13 protein-coding genes are annotated in these 23,396 nt (G+C 61.9%); 5 read left to right on the top strand and 8 right to left on the bottom strand.

The annotated features are described in order from the left end of the window. Positions 1-378 precede the first annotated feature (378 nt). From B5E60_RS06920 to B5E60_RS06905, 4 genes are all read left to right on the top strand, one after another. Positions 379-1,803 carry an MFS transporter gene (locus B5E60_RS06920; protein ID WP_143256489.1) on the top strand — a complete coding sequence of 475 codons (1,425 nt, stop codon included), beginning with the start codon at positions 379-381 and terminating at the stop codon, positions 1,801-1,803. Positions 1,804-1,883: 80 nt separating this feature from the next. Next, positions 1,884-3,341: a tagaturonate reductase gene (locus B5E60_RS06915; protein ID WP_087310656.1), complete on the top strand. Its 1,458-nt coding sequence runs from the start codon at positions 1,884-1,886 to the stop codon at positions 3,339-3,341. A 161-nt stretch (positions 3,342-3,502) separates the two neighbouring features. Continuing rightward, positions 3,503-4,993, top strand: a complete 1,491-nt coding sequence (locus B5E60_RS06910) for a UxaA family hydrolase (RefSeq protein WP_087310654.1) — start codon at positions 3,503-3,505, stop codon at positions 4,991-4,993. Between the two features lie 157 nt (positions 4,994-5,150). Further along, positions 5,151-6,155 carry a pectinesterase family protein gene (locus tag B5E60_RS06905; RefSeq protein WP_087310652.1) on the top strand — a complete coding sequence of 335 codons (1,005 nt, stop codon included), beginning with the start codon at positions 5,151-5,153 and terminating at the stop codon, positions 6,153-6,155. A gap of 7 nt (positions 6,156-6,162) precedes the next feature. Here B5E60_RS06905 and B5E60_RS06900 read toward each other — a convergent pair whose 3' ends face one another. After that, on the bottom strand, positions 6,163-7,476 hold the full coding sequence (locus B5E60_RS06900) for an MATE family efflux transporter (protein WP_087310651.1): 1,314 nt from the start codon (positions 7,474-7,476) through the stop codon (positions 6,163-6,165). A 148-nt stretch (positions 7,477-7,624) separates the two neighbouring features. Here B5E60_RS06900 and B5E60_RS06895 point away from each other — a divergent pair, with 148 nt between their 5' ends. After that, positions 7,625-8,995: a pseudouridine synthase gene (locus B5E60_RS06895; RefSeq protein ID WP_087310649.1), complete on the top strand. Its 1,371-nt coding sequence runs from the start codon at positions 7,625-7,627 to the stop codon at positions 8,993-8,995. Between the two features lie 292 nt (positions 8,996-9,287). Here the strand turns inward: B5E60_RS06895 and B5E60_RS06890 are convergent, their stop codons facing one another. The 7 genes from B5E60_RS06890 to B5E60_RS06860 all read right to left on the bottom strand — a co-directional run bounded on the left by B5E60_RS06890 (position 9,288) and on the right by B5E60_RS06860 (position 23,326). Continuing rightward, positions 9,288-11,951 (bottom strand): zinc-dependent metalloprotease, encoded by a 2,664-nt coding sequence (locus B5E60_RS06890; RefSeq protein ID WP_239403257.1) that lies wholly within the window; start codon positions 11,949-11,951, stop codon positions 9,288-9,290. 11 nt (positions 11,952-11,962) lie between these two features. Beyond that, positions 11,963-14,620, bottom strand: coding sequence for a zinc-dependent metalloprotease (locus tag B5E60_RS06885; RefSeq protein ID WP_087310645.1), 2,658 nt, complete (start codon positions 14,618-14,620; stop codon positions 11,963-11,965). A 17-nt stretch (positions 14,621-14,637) separates the two neighbouring features. Next, entirely contained in the window at positions 14,638-16,305 is a 1,668-nt protein-coding gene (locus B5E60_RS06880; protein ID WP_087310679.1) for a PKD-like family lipoprotein, read from the bottom strand. Positions 16,306-16,319: 14 nt separating this feature from the next. After that, positions 16,320-17,021, bottom strand: coding sequence for a DUF4843 domain-containing protein (locus tag B5E60_RS06875; protein ID WP_087310643.1), 702 nt, complete (start codon positions 17,019-17,021; stop codon positions 16,320-16,322). 8 nt (positions 17,022-17,029) lie between these two features. Continuing rightward, positions 17,030-18,547, bottom strand: coding sequence for a RagB/SusD family nutrient uptake outer membrane protein (locus B5E60_RS06870; RefSeq protein ID WP_087310641.1), 1,518 nt, complete (start codon positions 18,545-18,547; stop codon positions 17,030-17,032). A 12-nt stretch (positions 18,548-18,559) separates the two neighbouring features. Then, on the bottom strand, positions 18,560-21,952 hold the full coding sequence (locus tag B5E60_RS06865; protein ID WP_239403256.1) for a SusC/RagA family TonB-linked outer membrane protein: 3,393 nt from the start codon (positions 21,950-21,952) through the stop codon (positions 18,560-18,562). 144 nt (positions 21,953-22,096) lie between these two features. Continuing rightward, on the bottom strand, positions 22,097-23,326 hold the full coding sequence (locus B5E60_RS06860) for a FecR family protein (RefSeq protein ID WP_087310639.1): 1,230 nt from the start codon (positions 23,324-23,326) through the stop codon (positions 22,097-22,099). Positions 23,327-23,396 lie beyond the last annotated feature (70 nt).

The raw sequence follows: 23,396 nt of genomic DNA, 5'->3' as shown, positions 1-23,396 counted from the left end.
GCGGTGCGGGTGTTGACCTGCCGCCGCGTTCGGGCCGAACCACGTCTGAAGGCCCTGTCGGGTCCGTGGGCGGATGGCTTGAGCGGTGCGGGTGTTGACCTGCCGCCGCGTTCGGGCCGGATCCACCTCTGAAAGCCCTGTCGGGTCCGTGGGCGGATGGCTCCTCTTCCAGTGTATGAATGCCTCTTCCTTGCAATGGTCAGGCCGCCGCTGGCGGTCAATCCATCGCTGAATTTTCCCCGCTGAATGACGCTCCGGCGGTGTTCCCAATCACCGCCGGAGACGTTCAGCCGGTTTTTACCGAACCTTACCCCTGACACTACTTTTTTAAAAACCGGATAAATGACTGACAACAACAAATCTACCTTCGCCGGGAAGATGACGCAGTATCGCTGGGTGATCTGTGCGATGCTCTTCTTCGCGACGACCGTCAACTACCTCGACCGTCAGGTGCTTTCGTTGACGTGGGACGAGTTCATCAAACCCGAATTCCACTGGAACGAGTACCACTATGGTCTGATTACCTCCATCTTCTCGATCGTTTACGCCATCTGCATGCTCTTCGCCGGCCGCTTCATCGACTGGATGGGCACCAAGAAGGGCTACCTGTGGGCCATTGGCGTATGGTCGGCCGGAGCCTGTGCCCACGCTCTGTGCGGAGTGGCTACCGAGGCGTGGGTCGGACTGCCCAACCGTGCGGCGCTGGTTGCCGTGGAGACCGGATCGGCCGTAGCCGCCACGATCGCCATGGTGAGCATGTACTTCTTCATCGCCGCACGCTGCATCCTGGCTCTGGGTGAGGCCGGCAACTTCCCCGCCGCCATCAAGGTGACGGCCGAGTACTTCCCGAAGAAGGACCGTGCCTACGCCACCTCGATCTTCAATGCCGGCGCCTCGATCGGTGCGCTGTTCGCCCCGCTGACCATTCCGCTGCTGGCCAAGGCCTGGGGCTGGGAGCTGGCCTTCATCGTCATCGGTGCGCTGGGCTTCATCTGGATGGGCTTCTGGGTTTTCCTCTACAAGAAGCCCTCGGAGCAGCCCCGCGTCAATGCCGCCGAGCTGGAGTACATCGAGCAGGACAAGCACGAAGTGGTCGACGGCGAAAAGATTGACCAGGAGCAGGAGACCGAGAAGATCTCGTTCTGGAAGACGCTGAGCTTCAAGCAGACCTGGGCTTTCGCCTTCGGCAAGTTCATGACCGACGGCGTGTGGTGGTTCTTCCTCTTCTGGACCCCGTCGTATCTGAATTCGCAGTTCGGCATCAAGATGTCCGAGGGGCTGGGCGTGGCGCTGATCTTCACGCTCTACGCCATCACGATGCTGTCGATCTACGGCGGCAAACTCCCGACGATCATCATCAACAAGACGGGGCTGAACCCCTATGCGGCGCGTATGCGTGCGATGCTGATCTTCGCCTTCTTCCCGCTGCTGGTACTGCTGGCCCAGCCGCTGGGCACCATCTCGCCGTGGTTCCCGATCATTCTGATCGGTATCGGCGGTGCGGCTCACCAGTCGTGGTCGGCCAACATCTTCTCCACGGTGGGCGACATGTTCCCCAAATCGGCCATCGCAACGGTAACGGGTATCGGCGGCATGGCCGGCGGTGTGGGGTCGATGATCCTGCAGTGGTTTGCCGGATGGCTCTTCGTGCACGCCGATGAGACCGGCATGCAGTTCATGGGCTTCGAGGGCAAGCCGGCCGGTTATTTCGTGGTCTTCTGCATCTGCGCCGTGGCCTATCTCGTCGGCTGGATCGTCATGAAGACGCTCGTTCCGAAATACAAGCCCATCGTAATCGAATAACGGACGGATTCCGGGCCGGCGGTGGAGGAAAGACCGAATTTCACCGTCGGCCCTTCCGGAATCCAAAATTCTGAAAAACAATGATTAAGGAATTGAATAGGTCGACCGTCGAGAAGGTCGACCGCCCCGTTCACATCCTTCAGTTTGGTGAAGGAAACTTCCTGCGCGCCTTCGTCGACTGGCAGATCGACATCGCCAACGAGAAGGGCGTCATGAACTCCGGCGTGGCCATCTGCCAGCCGATCCTCGATCCCGAGCACAAGGTACTGGGGATGATCGACCTGCTCAACAAGCAGGACAACCTCTACCACGTCTATCTGGAGGGCATCGAGAACCGCCAGCCCAAGAAGGACATCCGTCTGGTGAAGAGCGTCATGGATTCGTTCAATCCGTATGTCGACTACGAGAAGTACGAGCACTACTTCCTCTCGCCCGACCTGAAGATCACCATCTCGAACACCACCGAGGCGGGTATCCGCTACGAGGAGGGTGACGATCTGGAGGCTCGTCCGCCGAAGTCCTATCCGGCGAAGATGACCGCACTGCTGTACAAGCGCTTCAAGCACTTCAACGGCGATCCGACGAAGGGGCTGTGCATCATCTGCTGCGAGCTGATCGAGAACAACGGCTCGACGCTGCACGAGTATGTGATCCGCCATGCGATGTACAACGGCCTGGGGGCCGACTTCATCGACTGGGTGGAGCGCAACTGCCACTTCTGCGACACGCTGGTCGACCGCATCGTGCCTGGCTTCCCGCGCGACACGATCAACGAAATCAAGGAGGAGATCGGCTACAACGACAACCTCGTGGTCAAGGCCGAGCTGTACCACCTGTGGGCTATCGGCGGCGAGGGTTACAAGGAGGTGCAGAAGGTGCTGCCGCTGGACAAGGCTGGCCTGCACGTCATCTTCATGCCCTCGATCAAGCAGTTCCGCGACAAGAAGGTCCGCATTCTGAACGGTTCGCACACGGGCATGGTGCCCATCGCCCTGCAGATGGGCTGCGAGACGGTGATGGATGCCTTCAACACGCCGTCGATCGAGCGCTTCATCAACGAGATGGTCGCCCGGGAGGTGATCCCGATGATCGACGAGGATCAGGAGGAGCTGAAGAAGTTCGCCGCCGGGATTCTCGAGCGTTTCTACAATCCCTTCATCAAGCACATGCTGCGGTCGATCTCGCTCAACTCGTTGTCGAAGTGGGAGGCGCGCAACTATCCGACCGTCAAGGACAACTGGTTCAAGGCCGGGAAGCTGGCTCGGCGCGAGTGCTTCACCTTTGCGGCGCTGATGGCGCTGTACGGCCCGAAGAGCGGTTTCGAACCCGACGACACGAAGGAGTTTGTCGACTACATCCGTACGAACTGGAATTCGGAGGACCTCGTGGGGACGATCCGCAAGATCGTGCACGAGAGCGGCATCTTCACGGTCGATTTCTCGGAGGTGCCGGGATTTGTCGAGGCCGTGGCCGGGTATGTGGCCGACATCGAGTCGCTGGGCATGAAGGGGGCCCTTGAGAAGTTCCTGAACAAGTAACAAGCAGCTTCTAATCCGAGAGGCGAAGCCGGAGGCGTGTCGGAGTGCCGGGCGGCCACGGACCCTCAGCGAATGCCGCAGATGCGGTGTCGCGCGGGGCGGGCGTCTGAACCGGGAAGCCGGCAGAGGCTCCGGTTTCGTCTTTTTCAGCGCAGGATGATATGAAACGTTTTCTGAAAATCAATGCCGCGGACAATGTGGCCGTGGCGCTGGCGGATCTCGCCGCGGGCGAGCATCTGCAGATCGACGGCCGCGAGGTGACACTCCGCGAGGCGGTGGCCCGGGGCCACAAGTTCGCCCTGCGGGATCTGGCCGAGGGGGAGAATGTCATCAAGTACGGCTATCCGATCGGTCACGTCACGCGGCCGGTGGCCGCCGGGGAGTGGATCCACTCGCACAACCTGAAGACCAACCTCTGCGACGACCTCTCGTACACCTATACGCCGCGGGTCTATCCGCTCGCGATCCCGAAACGCGACGACCTGCGCGTGCAGGGCTATCTGCGCCACAACGGGCAGATGGGGATCCGCAACGAGCTGTGGATCGTGCCATCGGTGGGGTGTGTCAACGGGCAGGCGCAGGCCATTGCCGAGCGGGTGCGCCGCGAGTGCGACTGCTCGCATCTGGACGACGTGCGCGTCTACGCGCACAATTACGGCTGTTCGCAACTGGGCGACGACCACGCCAATACGCGCCGGGCGCTGGCCCGCCTGGTGAAGCATCCGAATGCGGGTGCGGTGCTGGTGCTGGGTCTCGGGTGCGAGAACAACCAGGTCTCGGCCCTTCGGGAGGAGATCGGCGAGTGGGACGACGAGCGCGTGAAATTTCTCATTGCGCAGGAGGTCGAGGACGAAGTCGAGACGGGTTTCGAGATCTGCCGCGAGCTGGTCGGGAAAACCCGCGAAGACCGACGCCAGCCGTTGCCGCTGTCGTATCTGAAGGTGGGACTGAAGTGCGGCGGTTCGGACGGCTTTTCGGGTATCACGGCCAATCCGCTGGTGGGGCTGTTCTCCGACTGGCTGGTGGCGCAGGGCGGCACGACCGTGCTGACGGAGGTGCCCGAAATGTTCGGCGCCGAGACCATTCTGATGGACCGCGCCACGGACCGTACGGTCTTTGACGAGACGGTCCATCTGATCAACGACTTCAAAGACTACTTCCGCCGCTACGACCAGCCGATCTACGAAAATCCCTCGCCCGGAAACAAGAAGGGCGGCATCACGACCCTCGAGGAGAAGTCGTTGGGGTGTGTGCAGAAGGGGGGTGCACAACCGGTGGTCGACGTGCTGGGCTATGCGCAGCCGATCGTCCGTCAGGGGCTGAACCTGTTGCAGGCACCGGGCAACGACTTGGTGGCCGCCTCGGCACTGGCCCTTTCGGGGTGTCAGATGGTGCTGTTCACCACGGGGCGCGGCACGCCCTTCGGGTCGTTCGTCCCGACGATGAAGATTGCGACCAACACGCCGCTCGCGCAGTTCAAGTCGAACTGGATCGACTTCAACGCCGGCACGCTCGTCGAGGACGAGGAGCCCCACGCCGTGCTGGAACGGCTGATCGACAAGATCCTCGCCACGGCCGACGGCGAACACCTCAAGCACGAGCGCACGGGCTTCAAGGAGATCGCCATCTTCAAGTCGGGCGTAACGTTGTAGGGATTTGTGGTTTTCCGGGTTTGGCCGGGATTGGCTTTCTTCCGGTTGTTGCCCGCCGCCTGCGGCGTCGTATGCAAATCCGACCCTCCCCCAACCCCCTCCTCGGAGGGGGCTTGCGGTTTTGGACAGCAGATGTGAAACAAGATGGATGCGAACTATGAAATTGCTGACTCTTTTTGCTTTTTGTTCCCTTTTCGCGGTCCGGGCCTTTGCCGAAGAGACTGTCTATACGGTCGACTGCAATGGTGGGGGTGACTTCCGTACCGTGCAGGAGTGCCTCGACGCCTTGCCCTCGAAACCCGACGGCTGGTGCACCGTCCGCATCCTGCCCGGCACGTACCGCGAGAAGGTGACGTTGGACGTCTACAAGAATTGCGTGCGGATCGTCGGTGTGGGCGGTGCGGAGGAGGTGCGCATCGTCTGGAACGACTTTTCGGGGCGCGTGGTCGACGGCTACGAGATGTCGACCTACGACACGTGGACCCTTTCGCTGCAGGCCGACGACGTGATCCTCGAGGGGCTGACCGTCGAGAACGATGCCGGGCGCGTCGGGCAGGCCGTGGCCCTCGAGACCCGCGGCGACCGCATTCACATCAACCGTTGCCGCCTGGTGGGCGATCAGGACACCTTCTTCACCAAGGGGTACGTGTCGCGCATCTGGGTCACCGACTCGTGGATCGAAGGGACGACGGACTTCATCTTCGGCCCCTCGATCGTCCTCTTCGACCGCTGCCGGATCCACGCCAAGGCCGACAGCTTTCTGACTGCCGCCTCGACCACCGAGCGCAACCTCTACGGCTATGTCTTCCGCGACTGCCGCGTGACGGCCGACACCTCGGTAGGGCGTCTCTACCTGGGCCGTCCCTGGAAATCGACCGCCCGCACGGTGTGGATCCGCTGCGAACTGCCGGCGGCGATCTGTCCCGAAGGATGGCGCGACTGGCACGACTCGGCCCGCAAGGGCGATGTCTACTACGCCGAGTACCGCTGTACGGGGCCGGGAGCCGACCGCCGGGGGCGTGTCGCGTGGTCGCGCGAACTCACGGACGAGGAGGCGGCGCTCTACACTCCGGAGCGGATTTTCGCCAAGAAGACCGGGTCGGAGCAGTTCCGCCGTGACTGGAATCCGCTGCTGGAGGAGACCTGGATGAAGGGAGACTGAGCCGGGGTCAGGCCTTTTCGAGGATCGTGCGCAGGCGGTGCGTCATGATGTACTGGAACGCCCCGCGCAGGAGCATGTAGAGCGTGAAGGCCAGCCAGAGGGCATTGTTGCCGATCCACGGCCGCAGGGCGTAGAAGATGGCAAAGTAGGCCGCCGTGGCCCAGAACATCGAGTTGCGCATGATGCGCGTCTCGGTGGCGCCCACCATGATGCCGTCCATGATGAAGGGCAGGGCCGAGGCCACGGGGATCAGGATGATCCAGACGATGTAGCGGCCTGCCAGCTCGACGATCTGCGCCGCGTTCGATGCCGAGTGGTCGACGAAGAGCCCCACCAGATCGCGCCACCAGATGAGGTAGATCCCCACGAACAGGGCGGCAATCACCGTTCCCCACACCAGACAGCGGTGCATGCTCTGGCCGAGCGACTGCCGGTCGCGGGCGCCGATAAAGCGGCCGGTGAGGGCCTCGGCGGCGTAGGCAAAGCCGTCGTTCATGTACGAAAAGAGGGTGAAGAGCTCCAGCAGCAGCGCGTTGACGGCCAGCAGCGTGTGGTCCTCCATGCGGGCCGAGGCGCCGGTGAAGAAGGTATAGACGGCCACGATGCAGAGCGTGCGCAGGATGATGTCGCGGTTGATGCGGAAGAAGCGGCGCAGCGGCTGCAGGTCGACGACCTCCGACCAGCGTACGGCGGTCAGCAGCCGCCGGTAACGGGCCACGAGCAGTAGGGTCGAAAGGGCCACGCCGCACCATTGCGCCACCACCGAGGCCCAGGCGATACCGACGATGCCCAGATCGAGACCGAAAGCGAAGAAGAGGCTGCATCCAAGGTGGATCACGTTGACCGTGACGGCCGTCACCATCGGGAAGAGGGCGTTCTGCATGCCGGTGAACCAGCCGTTGAAGCCGAAGAGCAGGATGCCGGCCGGCACGGCCCAGATGCGCGTGTAGAAGTAGGCGCGGGTCATCTCGCCGCCGTTCATGGCCCACAGGGCCAGTTCGCCCAGCGGGTACTGCAGCGCCAGCATCAAAACCCCCATGACGGCCGCCACGGCCAGGGCCCGGGCCAGCATGTTGGTGCATTCGGCGTAGTTGCCGGCGCCGTAGGCCTGGGCCGTCAGTCCGCTGGTGCCCATGCGCACGAACGAGCAGTTCCAGTAGATGAAGTTGAAGATCGACACGCCGATGGCCAGCGCGCCGATCGTCGCGGCGGAGTCCTCGCCCCAGTGTCCGGCGATGGCCGTCGAGACGATGCCCATCAGGGGTACGGTGATGTTCGAGACGATGTTCGGCAGCGCCAGACGCAATATGTCGCGGTTCATTCGTTGCATGACGGGTGCAAAGATAAGGCAAAAACGGCGAATTTTCGGGCGACGGCGACTTTTTCTCGATTTCGGGCATGCAATGTGTTGGAATCCGGAAAAATGGATTACCTTTGCCGCGCAAATTCATCTTATAGAAGATACGAACATGAAAGATTCGAAAAACGACTCGACCCCGGTGCTCGAGCGCTTCGCACGCGACAAGCGCAAGCGCACCGTGATTGCTACGGCGGAGCGCGTCGAGCGTCGCCCGCGTTTGCAGCGTGACGCTGCCGATTCGGAGCAACCGTCCCGGTCGTACCGGCCCGAACACCGGGCCTCGTACAACCCCAACTTCACGGCCGAAAACCGGCCCCGTTTCGAACATCCTCACCACGACGACGGTGAGCGTCCGCACCGTCCGTACGGCGAGCGTCCCCGCTTCGACGCGAACTCCCGCACGGAGGGCGACCGCCCGCATCGCTCCTATGGCGAAAACGATAACCGCTTCAACCGCGACGAGCGTCCACGCCGTTCGTTCGGCGAGCGCGACAACCGCGAGGATCGCTTCAACCGCGACGACCGCTTCAATCGCGAGGATCGTCCGCGCCGTTCGTTCGGCGAGCGCGACAACCGCGAGGATCGCTTCAATCGCGAGGATCGTCCGCAGCGCTCCTACAGCCGCGGCTCCAAACCGGCCTACGGCGAGCAGCGCAGCGGCAAATTCTCCGACCGCAACGACCGCAGCGACCGTAACGACCGCAGCAGCCGCGGCGGCGAGCGCCCCGCAGTCTCCTATCCGAAGTTCGACCCCGCGAAGCAGACCGGTGAGATGCGTCTGAACCGCTTCATCGCCCAGTCGGGCATCTGTTCGCGCCGCGAGGCCGACAACTTCATCCAGGCCGGTGTGGTGACGGTCAACGGCAAGGTGGTGACCGAACTGGGCACGAAGGTGCTGCCGACGGACGAGGTGCGCTTCAACGACGAACCCGTACACGGCGAGAAGAAGGTCTATCTGGTGCTGAACAAGCCCAAGGGCTACGTCACGTCGCTCGACGATCCGCACGCCGGCAAAACCGTCATGGAGTTGGTCAAGGGGGCCTGCACCGAGCGGATCTATCCGGTGGGGCGTCTCGACAAGAACAGCCTCGGACTGCTGCTCTTCACCAACGACGGCGATCTGACCAAGCAGCTGACCCATCCGTCGTATCAGAAGAAGAAGATCTACCAGGTGACGCTCGACAAGCCGCTGACGCGTGCCGACATGGACCGCATCGCCGAGGGCATCACGCTCGAGGACGGTGAGATCTTCGCCGACGAGATCTCCTACGTCAAGGAGAACAAGCAGGAGATCGGCATCGAGATCCACTCGGGCCGCAACCGCATCGTGCGCCGCATCTTCGAGTTCCTGGGCTACACCGTCACGAAACTCGACCGCGTTTACTACGCCGGTCTGACGAAGAAGAACCTCAAGCGCGGGGCGTGGCGTTTCCTCACCCGCGAGGAGGTCGAGCGCCTCAAGTCCGGACTCTACGAGTAGGGCAGGGCGCCGGACCGAAACAGGGGCACTGAACCAGCAGGAGGGCTGAACCAGGAGGACTGAACAGGGGCGCTGAACAGGGAGGCGCTGAACCAGAGGCACTGAACCAGGAGGGCTGAACAGGGAGGCGCTGAATCTGAGATGCTGAACCTGGGGGCTCCCTGGCGGCGGATGACGCCTTCCCGTCGTTCGGAATAACGAAAAAACCCGATACGGATTTTCGTATCGGGTTTTTTTCGTGGCTCTGGCAAACCGGCAGACCGGAGTGCCCGAGGCGGGTGTTCGGCGGAGGCTACTCGACCTTGAGGGCCCGTTCGATGGCCAGCAGCATGTAGCGGTAGTGCTTCTTCATGCGCTCCGAAGCGCCGCTCTGGAGTCCCTGCCGGTAGGTTTGCTGCATGTTGTGCAGCATCTCGAAGTAGTTGTAATCCGTCGATGGCTGAACCCGGAAGGCGATCGACCGCAGCGGCCGCATCCCTTCGATCTCCTCCGGACTGCGCCCCGACAACGTACGTTGCAGGTGCGATTCGCGGATGAGACGGGCCTTGTCGGGAAGCGGGGCGAACGCCGGATCGGTGCTCGGGTCGCGTGTTGCGGCGGTCGGACCGAAGACCGGCTCCGGATCGGCGAAAGCCGCTACCCGTTTGCGGGTCGGCTCCAGCACCCCGGCCTTCCGGATGACGTCGATCAGCAGGCGCCGCTGCAGGGCGAGGTTCGCCTCGGTGGACTCCCGACCCGCGGCGACGTCCCGCAGGATATAGTCGCGCAACTCCTGCATCGCTTCGCGCTGCGTGTAGGGATCCTCCGATTTCGAGGCGCTCAGGTCCAGCGTCGAGAGGCTCTTGAAGATCACCTCGCTGAGCATGTCCTGGCAGTATTCGCCCAGCGACACCACCTCGATCACATCCTCGTTCAGCCGGTGGTTGTCGAGCCACGACATCTCCTCCAGCTGTTCGAGCATGTAGCGCAGGGCCCGGCGCTGGCGTTCGCGCGGCACCGAGGTGTAGGTCGGAAGCGGGTCGTTCTCGTACTTCTCGTTGAGGTAGATGCCCCCGAGATTGGCCGAGACGCTTACGAACGAGTAGTAGAGCTGGTTCATTACGCTGGCCTGCACGAGCGAACGGAACGTATAATCCTTGTCCTCCGTGCCGATCCACTCGTCGGCGTGCTGCATGACGTAGGCGTAGTTGGCAAATTCGTAGGCGGAGGTGCGCACCGGGTCATCGCCCAGGTTGTAGGGCATGGCCCGCGGATCGAGGGCTACGGAGACCGGGGTCGGGGTGTAGAGGTACACCGGGTCGCCGCGGTGGAGGGCAATCCGCCGGTCGAGCTCCGGGATCTCCGCCTCGGGGGTTGCAGCCCCTGCAACCGGACGGTAGAGCCAGTCGACGACATACTCGTCATAAACGCCCGGTCGTTCCTGCATCAGCACCACTCCGCGCTCCTTGTCTCCGGGTTGTGCGACGAAGTTGTAGGGCAGGGCATCCATGATCGAGGCCGAGATGCCGTAACGTTGGGTGAACGACGGCGAACGCAGCGAATCGGTCGGTATGGCCTGCGATCCGGCGTAGTTCACGGCCAGACCCAGACAGGCTCCCGTGTGGCGGGCCACGTCGGCCGCCAGCGCCCGGGCAAAGAGGGCGGGGGAGAGCTTCACGTGGCGTGCCTCGGGATCGGCGGCCCCCAACTGCACGAAGAGATCGGTCCGGATCCGGGTTGCGACGTTGTGCGGAATGCAGATCGTGGCGCTCAGGATCTCCCCGCTGCGCGGGTCGACGCGCGTGCTGCTCGACAGGTTCTCACCCATCGTGCAGGCGTACTTGATGCACGAGAACTTGATGTCGTTGGGATCGAACGACGGGTCATCCTTCGGGTAGGGCCGCACCTGCACGACATCCCGATACCCGATCTTCTCGAAGGCGGCGTTCCAGCTCAGCACACCCTGGCGGATGGCGTCGTACCACCCCGCAGGGAAGGTGTCGTCGACGTAGAAGACGATCGGGCGGACGGGTTCGGACAATTGTCCGGCCGCGAAGGCTTCCGGATCGGCCGGCTGGAGGTCCCATCGGCAGGCGTAGTAGACCTCCCGGGCCTGTTGTTCCCGGTCGCTGTATTGGGTGAAGGTGGCGGGAACCGTCCCGATGCGGGCGTCACAGAGCCGCGGACGCATCGTCTCGCGGGGCAGCAGCATCAGCGAACGCCGTGCCAGGGCCGTGAAGGGGGTGTCTTGCTGGATGAGGTAGCCTCCGAAGCGGGTCGTCAGCGTGAACGACAAGCTGCTGAGCACCGAAACGTTGTCGGCAAAGGCCTCCACGCCGCTCAGCAGCGAACTCCCCGCGACGTATTTCACCGACGTGGCGAGGAAGCCCCCGAAACTGTTGATACCGTAGGGGTCGTGGGGCCGCATGGTCGGGTCGCCGCTCACGAAGAACGACGTGGCCTCGAAGACCGACGAACCGTCCGGGGCCTTGCACTTCACCGGGAACGAGGCGAGCAGCGGGGCGATGCTGCTCCGCCGCACGGCCCGCGCCATGAGCGAATCGCCGTCGACGAGCAGGTCCGACCGTACACGGCGCAGGCAGATGATCGAATCCTCGCGCGTGAAGGTCACGTGCAGCGGCACGCCGGGCTGTTGTCCGGCAAATCCCTCGCCGGGGTCGGAACTCTCCTCGATGGTCGTGCCCAGGAGCATTTCACGCCCGAGCAGCGAGTCGGGAAGCTCGATGTAGAGTTTGTTCCCTTCGAACATGTGCAGCGTCAGGAACCCCCGGGCCGTGGTCACCCGTTTCTCCTTGAAGAGCTTTTCGTAGTCGGTGAGCGGTTTCGACGCTTCGCTCTTCGCCTTTTCCGCGCGTTTCTTGCCCCGGGCTCGCGCATGTTGCGGAGCGAGGGTCAGGCTCCCGGCCAGGATCAGGGACAACAGGACCGGAAGGATGCTTGTCAAACCTCTTTTCATGGCCGTGGCACTCATTTCAGGGTCTTTTCAATGTTGTGCAGCAGCAGCGCGTAGTGCATCCGGGTCTGTTGCGAACCGCGGTTCACACGGCTCTTCAGCAGCCGCTGCACGCGCAGCAGATTGGCGTAGTTCTCGGCTTCGAGCGACTGCTTCACCACGTAGAGGATGCGCGGCGGGTTATAGCCCGAAACCGGTCCGGGATCGGCCGCCGCGTGGTGGTGCGCCGTGCACGAGGCTCCGTAGCAGAGGTTGTCGCTCAGGGCGTGGTACTCGCGCAGGCACGCCGGAATGGCAATCGTGTAGGGGTCGAAACCGATCTCATCCCCGACCTCCCCGGCGAAACTCTTCGCCGGAACGGCTCCCGTGCCGGCATATTTCAGCCCGGCGGCCTTGCAGATCGTCAGCAGGTATTCGCGCTGGATCATCATCTGCTCGTCGGTGAGGTCCCGGCCCTGGAGGGTGGGTTTCCAGACGTAGTCGTAGATATCCTTCATGCAGGCCTCGACGCTGTAGGGGTCGTCGGATAACTGCGCGGAGTTCTCGACCTTCGCGGCGCTCATCACCACGGCCCGGATGATGGCCACCTGCATGTAGGTCTTGGGCGAGCCCATCAGCTGAATGTTCTGCATCAGCCCCTCGTTGTCCAGCCAGTCGAGGTCGTCGAGCTGCCCGAGCAGGAACTGAAGCGCCTCGCGCTGCCGCTCCTTCGGAACGCTCCGGTAGGCCTCCAACGGATCGCCCACATGCTTCTCGTTGAGGTAGATGCCGCCGACGTTGGCGAAAACGTGGCCGATGTAGCGGATATACTGGCTGATGATGCCCTTGTAGATGTCGGTGCGGTAGGAGTAGTCGCGGTCCTCGCCCTCGACCCACTCGTTCAGGTGTGCGAGGATGTATTTCAGGTTGGCGATTCCGTACTGCGAGGCCTTCACGGCATCGTCACCCAGGTCTTCGCTCTGCGACCGCGGATCGAGAACCACCCCCTGTTGCTTGCCGTAGCGAAGAACCGGATCGGCCGCGGCGTCGGTGATCCACTGCGAGGTGATCTTGTAGACCTCCTCGGGCGACGATGCGTCGTAAACCGGCGTGTAGAGCCACTTCACGGCGTAGTAGTCGTAGGTCCCGAAGCGCGGCGGAGTCATCTTCACGCCCCGCTCCAGGTCGCCCGGCTGCGCCACGTAGTTGAAGCGCGCGTAGTCCATGATCGAGGTGGTGGTGCCGTGCTGCTGCGTGAAGGTCGGCGAGCGCAGCGAGTCCACCGGAATAACGGCCGAGGCGCTCATGTTGTGCATGAAGCCCAGGCAGTGCCCGACCTCGTGTGTCACGACGTAGCGCAGCGCATCGTCGAGCACCTCCTTGGGGAGTTTCACGCTCCGCACCGTGGTGTCGGCCTGCGCCGTCTGGATGAAGCGCCAGTTGTTCACCAGCTTGACGATGTTGTGGAAGACGTAGACCGAGGCGTTGACGATCTCACCGCTCCGCGGATCGACCCACGAGGGCCCCATGGCGTTCGATATGCCGATCGGAGCGTAGCGGATGCACGAATACTTGATGTTGTCGGGGTCGAACTCCGGGTCGTCCTTCGGATATTCGCGCGCCTCGACGGCCCCCTCGAATCCGATGCGCTCGAAGGGCTCGTTCCACTGCCGCACGGCCTCGAAGATCGGCTGCCGCCAGCTCTCCGGGAAATCCGGATCGATGTAGAAGACGATGGGCTTCCTGGGTTTGACCCGTTCGCCCCGGCGGTAGGCCTCCACGTCCGAGGGCTCCACCCGCCAGCGGTTCGCATAGCAGAGCAGGCGTGCCTGCTGTTCGCGCTCGCTGAAGAGGATCTTCCCGGTCGGGAAGACCGACATGCGGCTGTCGACGAAGCGCGGCTCGTAGGGATCCTCGGGCAGCAGCACCAGCGAGCGCGTCATCACGGCCGTGAAGGGTACGTCACTGGCAATCACGCTGCTCCCGGCCTTGAGCGTGTAGGTGTAGCTCAGGTGGCTGCGGACCACGATGTTGTCGGCAAAGGCCCGGATCTCCCCGAGGAACGACCGGTCCGACTGGTAGTTCGACGTGCGGGTCACCTGTCCGTAGCGGAGGTTCTCGCCGTAGGGATCGAACGGCGTGAGGGCCTTGTTGTCGCTCAGGAAGAGGTCCGTGGCGTTGAAGACCACGGCGCAGCTGTCGGGGCTCCAGGCCGCGATGTCGTACGATTTGAGAATGGCACCGATGCCGTTGGCTTCGAGCGAACGGGCGATGTTCGGACTCGCCGTGTCGGTCACGTTGTCGCGTACCATTTTGCGAATCTGCACCTTGTCGCCCGTCTTCGTGAAACGGACCCACAGCGGCTCGGTGGGTTTCGAGCCGATGACGGCGTCGCCGTTGTCCGAAATCTCACTGACGGTCGACCCCAGCAGCATGTCCCGCCCGAGCAGCGCGAGCGGAAACTCGAAATAGAGTTTGCCCTTGACCTTGTGCAGCCGGATCATGCCGTCGGCCACATCGTGCTTCTCCTTGAAGAGCTTTTCGTACTCCGTGGGTTTGGGTTTTGCGGCCGTCTGTTCGGTTTGGGCCTTTTTCTTTCTCTTCTTCGAAGCGGCCGACGCCGGGGTGGCTTCTCCGAGCACCCCGGCCGTCAGACCGCAACACAACACCAATAAGAGGATTTTTCGCAACATATCGCGTGATTAAATGGTTAGAATCCGAAATAGCAGTAGGGATTTTTCGCTACGTAGAAATCCATGTCCACGACCTTGCCCAGTCCGGAGAAGGTGGCGATTGCGGGTGTGCTGCCCGCCGTGACGGCCTCCTCCGAGATGTCCAGCAGAACGAGCTGCCCCGACTCGGTGCCGAGCAGCATCCGGTCCTTGTAGACCGTCTTGGCAAAAGCTGCGAACGTCGACGGAACGTCAACCACTCCCGGACGCAGGGCCGTGATCTGTCCCGGAGCCGTGTAGACCGCCGTGACGGTGCCTGCTACCAGGTCATAGGCATAGAGTGTGTTGTTGTTTGTCCCGGCTGTGAAGAAGACCGTTTCGATACCGGCGACGCACACCTCGAAGAGACTCTCGGCGCCGAAGCCTTCGACCTCGGGCATCGCCCGGAACCAGTTGAGCGCAATAGCCACTGAGGTCTCGCTGTTCATCTTGTAGTCGAACGACAGCAGGTAGTATTTCCCGTCTGTTTTACCTTTGAGCAGTAGAATATTGGTAGCGTTCGTCGCTACTCCGACCGTGGCATAGGTTACGCGGGCTCCCATTGCCTCGACCGTGTAGTCGCCCAGGGCGGCCACGTCCGGGAACGCGAGCCCCGATTCGGGGTCCGTATCGCCGGGCTGTACGGCCGACGACTCGGGAATCCGTACGGCGCGGAACGTCCCGAACTCGCTGGCGATGTTGCCTTTGACGTTGAAGCCGTAGACGCTCAGCAGGCGGTTGTTCTGCCGGTCGTAGAGCAGGGCGAAGGGGATGTGCCCGTAGGATTTGTTGGTGAAGTGGTCGAATCCGTTCATGAGCGCGATCTCCATGCCGCCGTCGAAGTAGACCGGCGTGGTGCCGTACTTGCCCGAATGCGCTACGGGATAGTCGTTGTAGAAGCTGAAGTCGCGCTGGTAGACCTTGCCGTCCTCCGAAAGCAGGATCGAACCGCCGTCGCGCTGGAACCCGTCCACCGGTACGAATCCTTCGGGTGCCGCTCCGCCGATGAATTCCGTATTGATGTCGAAGACCTTCATGATCGTGGCCTGGTCGATGCTGACACTGCCGCTGCCCTGGAGCACCTCCCATTCATAGGTCGGCGTCTGTCCGTCGTAGGATACGAGCCGGATCTTGCGCGGGTCGGAGCCCAGCGCTTCACCGTTCACGTCGCCGTAGACGTCGCGCACGAGCTCCCCGGGGGTCGTGGCGTCGATCAGGTTGATGTAGCTCAGCAGCGACTGCCCGCCGTCGTCCGAGAGGATGAACCACCCTTCGGCAAACGACGAGGTGATGACCAGCGTGAAGATCGTGCTGTAACGGATCTCGCGCCCGGTGTCGATCACCGTGAACGAGCCCGCGTGGCGTCCGACGCGCAGCGGATCGATCTCCAGGATCCGCTCCTCGGAGACAACCTCTCCGTCGATGCTCCACTCGTAGGCCAGATCGCTCTCCGAAACCCGATCGTGGAGAATCCTGTAGCCGGGTTCGATGACGATCTCCTCGTCGTAGGACCACGTCAGACGCACATTCTTCATCGTGTCCATGCGGTAGACGAGGATGTCGTCGCCCGTCGTGGAGTAGTCGTAATTGCCCTTGTCCTCGTAGCAGGCCGTGGCCAGAAAGGCGCCTGCAAGGAGTGTTGTCAGAAGTTTGACGTATCTTTTCATGTGCTGCATTCGAATTAAGCGTTGATATTGATTCCGTCGAGCATCGAACTGTCGTTTTCATCGAGGATTTCGTTGCCCAGGTCGCGCTGTTCGCGCAGGTAGTAGACGAATTCGCGGCACAGGGCCGTAATTTTGCTGTTGTCCATCTCCGAGAGGTCGCTTACGCCCGTTGCCTTGATGAACTCCTCGTACTTCTTGTTGGAGTAGGTTCCCAGGAAGGCATCGGCGAAATCCTGATTCCACCAGTCGGGCTGGGAGATGATGTTCGACACGCGGATGATGCGCAGGCAGTTGGTCGTGGGGCCCGGGAGGAAGTCCCCGCCCTCGACGATGCGCACGGCGATATCGACCTCCTTTTCGTCCATGACCGCCGTGCGGTGGACCGTGACGTAGGTCTCGCCGGTGAACATCCCGGCCTGGATCACCGGATTCGGGTCCAGATCGTAGGCTTCGGAGGGTGCCGTGGTCTTCGCGGGGTCGATCTCCAGCCGGTAGCTCATCGTCCGGTCGGTCGTGCGCGTTACGGTCTCCACGGCCAGGCGGATCGTCCGCGTATCCTCTCCCGGGGTGGTCTTGAACGAGAAACGCACGATCTCGTCGGATTTTTCCGTGAAGTAGACGTAGTGGCCGTCGCCGTAGGTCGGAAGCCCCTGTTCGGAGCAGGCTCCGGCGCCGAGCAGCGCTGCGGCGAATGCAAGTATGATCGTTTTTTTCATGAGTCGGTTTATTTTAAGGTCGTTTCACTGTCGGGAATGTCGAAGACGTATTTGCCTGCCATCTGGATCGTCTGCGTGGTGCTGACGAGCGTCGGGCTGTTCAGGCGCTTCAGGAAGAAGAAGTACTGCCCTTCGCCGATGTTCTCCTTCCACATTTCGAGGTCGAGTTTTTCCATGAATTCCGTGTAGTTTGAAGCCGAGACCGTCTTGCGGCCCGAGCAGCGCACCTTGTGTACGAGATTCAGGTCCGAGACTGCGGCGCTGATGTCGCCGTCACCCTGGCCGCTCGCTCCGCGGGCCTTGCATTCGGCCATGATCAGAATGACCTCCGACATGCGAAGGACCGGAATCAGAGCCCCCTGGGTATTCTCCTGGTCGTAGTCCGATCCCGTGGAGCTGGTGTACTTCACGTATTTGCACGACGCGTAGAGATCTTCCTGCTGCTCCTCGTCGGGCTGGTTGATCGTGTACATGTAGCGTGTGTCGTAACTCGTCTCTCCCGAGAAGCGGTCCTTCGGCTGGCGCAGGGCGAGGATGAAGTTCGACGTCGAACCCAGGCTCGAAAGCATCACGTCGTTGTAGCTCTTCTTCAGATACTGGTCGTAAGCCGCAAAGATGATGTCGTCGTAGAGTTTCACCGCACCGGTGATGGCCGAAGCCTGGGTCTTGGTCGTGATCGGGAACCACTCCGAGCAGGTTTCATAGACCTCGGTGGCCGTCTCCAGCGCCTTCTCATAGTCGCAGGCGTACAGGTAGACGCGAGCCAGCAGCGCCTTGACGGCCCAGTAGTGGAGCCGGGTGCCGCGGTAGCCGAAGAACAGACCGCGCGAATCGTTCGAGATGAAACGCGTCGAGGCGCTTTTCAGGGCGTCGAGGTTCCGGTCGTTGATCTCCAGCAGCGGAAGCGCAGCCTCCAGATCGGCGACGATCTTCGCCAGCACCTCTTCGGTCGTGTAGCGTGTCGGAACCCGGTCGGGATAGCTCGTCGAGTAGGGGATGGCCTTCGAGGTGCGGTCGACGACCGGCGCCGCGGCGAAGAGCCGCAACACCTCGAAGTGCATCAGCGCACGGGCTGCCAGCGCCTCGCCGTAGATCATCTCCCGTTCGCCGCTTTCGGAGTAGGGGAAGATCCCGGGATCGGCTTCGGAGACGTGGGCGATCAGCGCATTGCAGTTGGCGATGGTGTTGTAGGCCGTCTGCCAGATGTTCTCCAGGTAGTCGAGGACCTCCTTGTTCTCGTAGTCGAGCTTCTCGGTATAGGTGTAGAGCTGCGAGGAGCTCATCGACCCGAAGTCGTAGTATTGGGCCAGGGCGCTCGTGAAACCCCAGGAGAGCTCGCGTCCGTAGAGCGATGCGGAGGACATCTGCTGGTAGATGCCGTTCAGGGCCGAACGGTATCCGGAATAGTCGCTGAAGAGGTTCTCCTCGGTGGTCAAGCCCTGCGGCATGACGTCAAGCCACTTGCTGCACGAGGCCGAGAGCAGCAGGGCCGAACCGGAAAGAAGTATGTTGAAGATTGTTTTCATGCGGAAACGGATTTAGAAGGTGAGATTGAGCGTGAAGTTGATCGTACGCGAGTAGGGGTAGTCCAGACCGCGCTCCTGGAGTACGGTGCTGTAGTAACCCAGATCCTCGATGTTGGCCGTCAGGCGCAACATGCCCAGGCCCCAGCGCTTCACGAGCTTCGAGGGGAAGTCGTAGCTGATCGACAGCGAGTTGAACTGCAGGGTGTTGTAGTCCTGGATGAATCGCGACGTGGGGCGCGTCACCAGCGTGCGGTCCTTGATGTCCTTCAGCGGGGCGACGTCGCCGGGGTTGATCCAGCGGTCGGTCGAGACGCGGCGGTCGACGTTGTAGCGTTCGAGGTTGGCGTTTTCGACCTGGTTGACCAGCGTGGAGTTGTAGCGCTGTCCGCCGAATTCGTAGAGGAACGTGGCGAAGAGCGAGATGTTCTTCCAGCGGGCGTTCAGTCCGAAGGAGCCCTGGGCCCACGGCTCCGTGTTGCCGATCTCGACCTGGTCGGCGGCATTCCACTCATAGGTGATCGTGCCGTCGGGACGCAGGTAAACCTCCTTGCCGTTGGCGGGGTTGATGCCCAGCGACTTCATGCCGTAGATCGCATAGATCGAGCCTCCCTCGACATACTGCGTGTAGGTCTGGGCGTACTTGCTCTGCGTGGAGTTGTCGTCGTAATCCTCGTACTGCTTCTGCACCAGTTCGTTGTAGGCCCGCAGTGCGTCGTTGATCTTGATGATCTTGTTCTTGTTGTGGGCCATGTTGCCGAAGAGGGTCATCTCCAGGTTCTTCGTGCGGTAGAAGTTGTAGCGCAGGTCGAGCTCGAAACCGCGGTTGCTCACCTCGCCGAGATTGTCCTTGTAGCTCGTGAATCCCGACGACGAGGGGATCGTTACGTCGGTGATCTGGTCGATGGTCTTCTTGTCGTAGTAGCTGGCCTTGAACAAGAGGCGGTCCTTGAAGAAGCCGAGTTCGAGACCGATGTCGGCGATGCGGGTCTTCTCCCAGCCGAGGTCGGGGTTGCCCATGTAGTAGAGGATGTGTCCGGCGCCGGTTGCGTACCAGTCCGACGTCGAGGAGGTGGTGTAGGTCGAGCGGGCCGAGTAGGCGGCATATCCGACCTTTCCGACCGTACCGATCGTTCCGCGGACCTTCAGGCGGCTCAGGACGGGATGGTCGCGCAGGAACTTGTAGTTGTGGATGTTGATACCGGCACCTGCGGCCCAGAAAGGCGCCACGCGGTTGTCGGATCCGAACTCCGACGATCCGTCCATGCGCACCGAAAGGTCCAACAGGTAGATGTCGTCGTAGGTGTAGTTGCCCGAGAGGAACATGCCCACCAGCCGGGTCTTGTTCTTCGATTCCGAGGGTTTGCCGTCGACCTGGGCGGCATCGTTGGGTGAGTTGAGGGCGCCGGTCGAGAATCCGATGTACTTGATGTTGTTGACCATGTAGCTGTTCTCCACGGCGTTTCCGCCGAGCGAGAAGTTCAGGAAGTGCTTGTTGAAGTTGCGGTTGTACATGAACAGCAGGTTCGCATCGTAGGAGAAGGTGTCTGACCCGTTGACCGTGAGCGACCCGAGTTCCTGGGGCGTGGCGAAGGAGCTGTTCGACGACGAGAGCGGGTCGACGAAGACGCGCGACTCGTAGTTGCGCTGGCTGAGCGTGATCCATGCCTTGGCGGTGAAGTGCGGCGTGGCGTAGAAGTTGATGGCGAAGTTGTCCTGCAGGGTGCGGTAGTTGCTGCGGTTGAAGTTGTTGAGGTATTCGCGCTCGTAGAGCGGGTTGAGCGTCGAGTAGCCGAAGCGCAGGTTCTGGAGGTACTTGCCCGTGGTTTCGTCGATCGGGACGTTGTAGGGCAGCATGTGCGAGAACTGCGAGAAGCTGTAGGGCGAATCGCTCGAATTGTTTGCATCGTACGAGGCGCGGTTCATGATCTGGAACTTCCCGATGCGGTAGTCGAGGAAGAGCCCGGCGCCGTAGGTGTCGCGCTTCGAGTCGCGCATGACACCCTTGTTCCCGGCGTACTTGAGCTCGATGCCCCAGCGCACGTCGTTTTCACCGCCGTCGATGTAGATGCTGTGCTGGTGGTTGAGGGCCGTGCGGAGGTTCTTCGAGAGCCAGTAGGTGTCCACGCCGCGGTTCACCTCGTTGAGCTTCTGGTAATAGGTTTGATTGGTGGTGTAGGTGTTCTCGGTGACGTCCGTCGCATCGAAGGCGTAGAGCCCGGCATCGAGTTCGGCCTGGAGCTTCTCGCGGGCGTTCATCAGGTTGTAGGCCGACAGGTCGGGGATCTCGACGCTTCCCGTGAGGTTGTACGAGACGCGGAGCTTCCCGGCCTCCGGGGCGCGCGATTCGATCACCACCACGCCGTTCGCGGCGCGCGAACCGTAGAGGACCGTTGCGGCGGCATCCTTGAGCAGCGTGATCGAGTGCACGCGCATGGGGTCCATGTCGTAGATCTTCTCGACGTCGACCTCGAAACCGTCGAGGATGAAGATCGGCAGGTTCGAGTTGTTCGTGAGGTTCTGGCGCGAGATGTCGGCCGAGTTGTTCAGCTCGGTGGTGATGCTGTTCTGGCCGCGGATGTAGAATTCGGGCAGCGAGTTGGGGTCCGAACCCATGGAGATGTTCTCGGCGATGCGGAACGAGGGATCGAAGACCTGAATGGCATCGATCATGTGCTTGGGCGATACCTCGACGATCTGCTCGCGGCTGATGCGCGTGGTGTTACCCGTGAAGCTCTCCTTGCGCACCTGGGCGTAGCCCGTGACCACCACGTCGTCGATGCTCTCCACCTTGTCGAGCAGTTGGACGTCGAGTTCCGTCTGGTTGTTGTAGGCCACTTCGCGGCTCTCCATGCCGAGGAAGCTCACCGCAATGACGACATTCTGTCGTTTCGGGAAGCGCAGCGTGTAGCGTCCGTCGGCATCGGTCGTCGTTCCGACGGTCGTACCCTTGACCAGCACCATGGCGCCCGGAATCGGGGCCTTGGTTGCACGGTTGGTGACGCGTCCGGTGAGCGTAACCCGTTGGGGGGGGGTAGAATTCGAGGGACGGTCGTCGACCCGGATGACGATCGTATCCTCGCTGATCGAGAAGTCGAATCCCGAGCCTTTGAGCACCTCGCGGAGGATCTCCTCGACGGGTGCCTGCTGTCGGTTTATGGTGATTCCGCGGACGGCCTTGATCTCGTTGCTGTTGTAGAGCAGCAGATACCCTGTCTGCTGTTTGATTTGCTGGAGAACGTCGTCGAGCGATGCGTTCGTCATGGCGATGGACATCCGTTTTTTCGGATGGTCCGCCTCCTGAGCGCTTGCTGTCCGGAACGTGAAGAGTGAGACGGCCGTCAGCAGCAGAACGACGACCCTCAGGCCTCTTCGGAGAAGAGGTGTCGGTAAGGCAAGTTTCTTCATACGCAAATTATTTTAACTGGAACATTGGGTTCGTATCGGGCCCTTCCCCGTTGATGCGTCTGTCAAGAGTCGGGATTTTCCGCATTTTTTTTTCCCCCCCCCTGCCTCTCTCTTCCCCGGCGGGAAGTATCGGGAAGTTTCCGCCTATAGGGCGGGGCGGGCTTTCGGCCGCGGCTTCCGCACCACGCGGATCGTGCCGTCATCCTGTTGGCTGAAAACCACGTCGTTGGTCAGGTTCATCAGATCGGCGATGGTGTTGAGGGTCTCGTGGCGTTTGACCATTCCGGTGTAGAGCACGCCGTCGAGCGAGGGCGACGAGGTGTCGATGCGCACGTCGTACCAGCGTTCGAGCTTGCGGCAGATCGACCGCAGCGACTCTTCGTAGAAGACCAGCAGCCCGCGGCGCCACATCGTGCAGGCTTCGACGTTGACCTCCCTTACGTCGAGGAATCCCGACGCCTTCTCCACCCCGGCCTGTTGCCCGGGTGTGAGCACGACCTGCGAGCCGTGGGCCTCCACGCGCAGCGATCCGGTGACCAGGGTGGTCTCCACACGGGGCTCGTCGTCGTAGGCCATGACGTTGAACGAGGTGCCGAGGACGGTCATCTCCGTTCCGGCCGCCGAGACGATGAAGGGGTGCCGGGCGTCGTGGGCCACCTCGAAGAAGACCTCGCCGCAGACAGTGACGCGGCGTTCGCGGCCGAAATGCAGCGGATAGGTGATGCTCGATTCGGCGTTGATCCAGGCCCGGGTTCCGTCGCTGAGCGTCAGCGTGTACTCTCCGCCCTGGGGTACGCGGACCGTATTGAATACCTCCTCCATCGGTACGGATTCGGTGTTTTTCCTCGTTTCGGGAGTTTCGGAGGCTTCGGGGGCGCGGTAGGCGATGCGGTCGCCGTCGATTTCGATGCGCATGTTCCGTTCGCGGAGTTCGGTACGGAGCGTGTCCGTCAGGGCGACGACTTCGCCGGTGGAGAGTTCCAGTACGGCGCGGTGCGTGCCGGGTTCGACGGTGGTGGGCAGGTGGTTGCGGTTGGGGTCCAGCCGCTCCCGGGCCTCGTAGAGCAGGGCGCCGCTGACGAACACACCGACGAGCAGCAGAACGGCGGCACACGCACGCACGGTGCGGAAGAAGCGCTTGCGACGCATGTAGTGACGGTCCTCTTCGCAGATGGCCTGCCAGACGCGCTCCTTCTCGTAGCGGTACATCCGCGAGAGTTCGCTCCCGAGGTCCGAGTTGCCGTCGATCAGGTCGAGGATCTGGCGGTTCTCTTCGGACTCGCGGCTCCATGCTTCGAGTTCCTGCATCCCTTCGGGCGAGATCCGTCCGGAGATGTAGTCGTGCAGCAGTCGGTCGATGGGGGTGTTTTCCATGCGTTCGGGCCTTTACTTAACAGACCCGGTTCGGGGGAAAACTCCTTACAGTTTTTCGGAAAAAAATGCA

Source organism: Alistipes sp. An116 (genome assembly GCF_002161005.1).
GTDB lineage: Bacteria > Bacteroidota > Bacteroidia > Bacteroidales > Rikenellaceae > Alistipes > Alistipes megaguti.
This window is presented reverse-complemented; position numbering and strand designations above follow the sequence as displayed.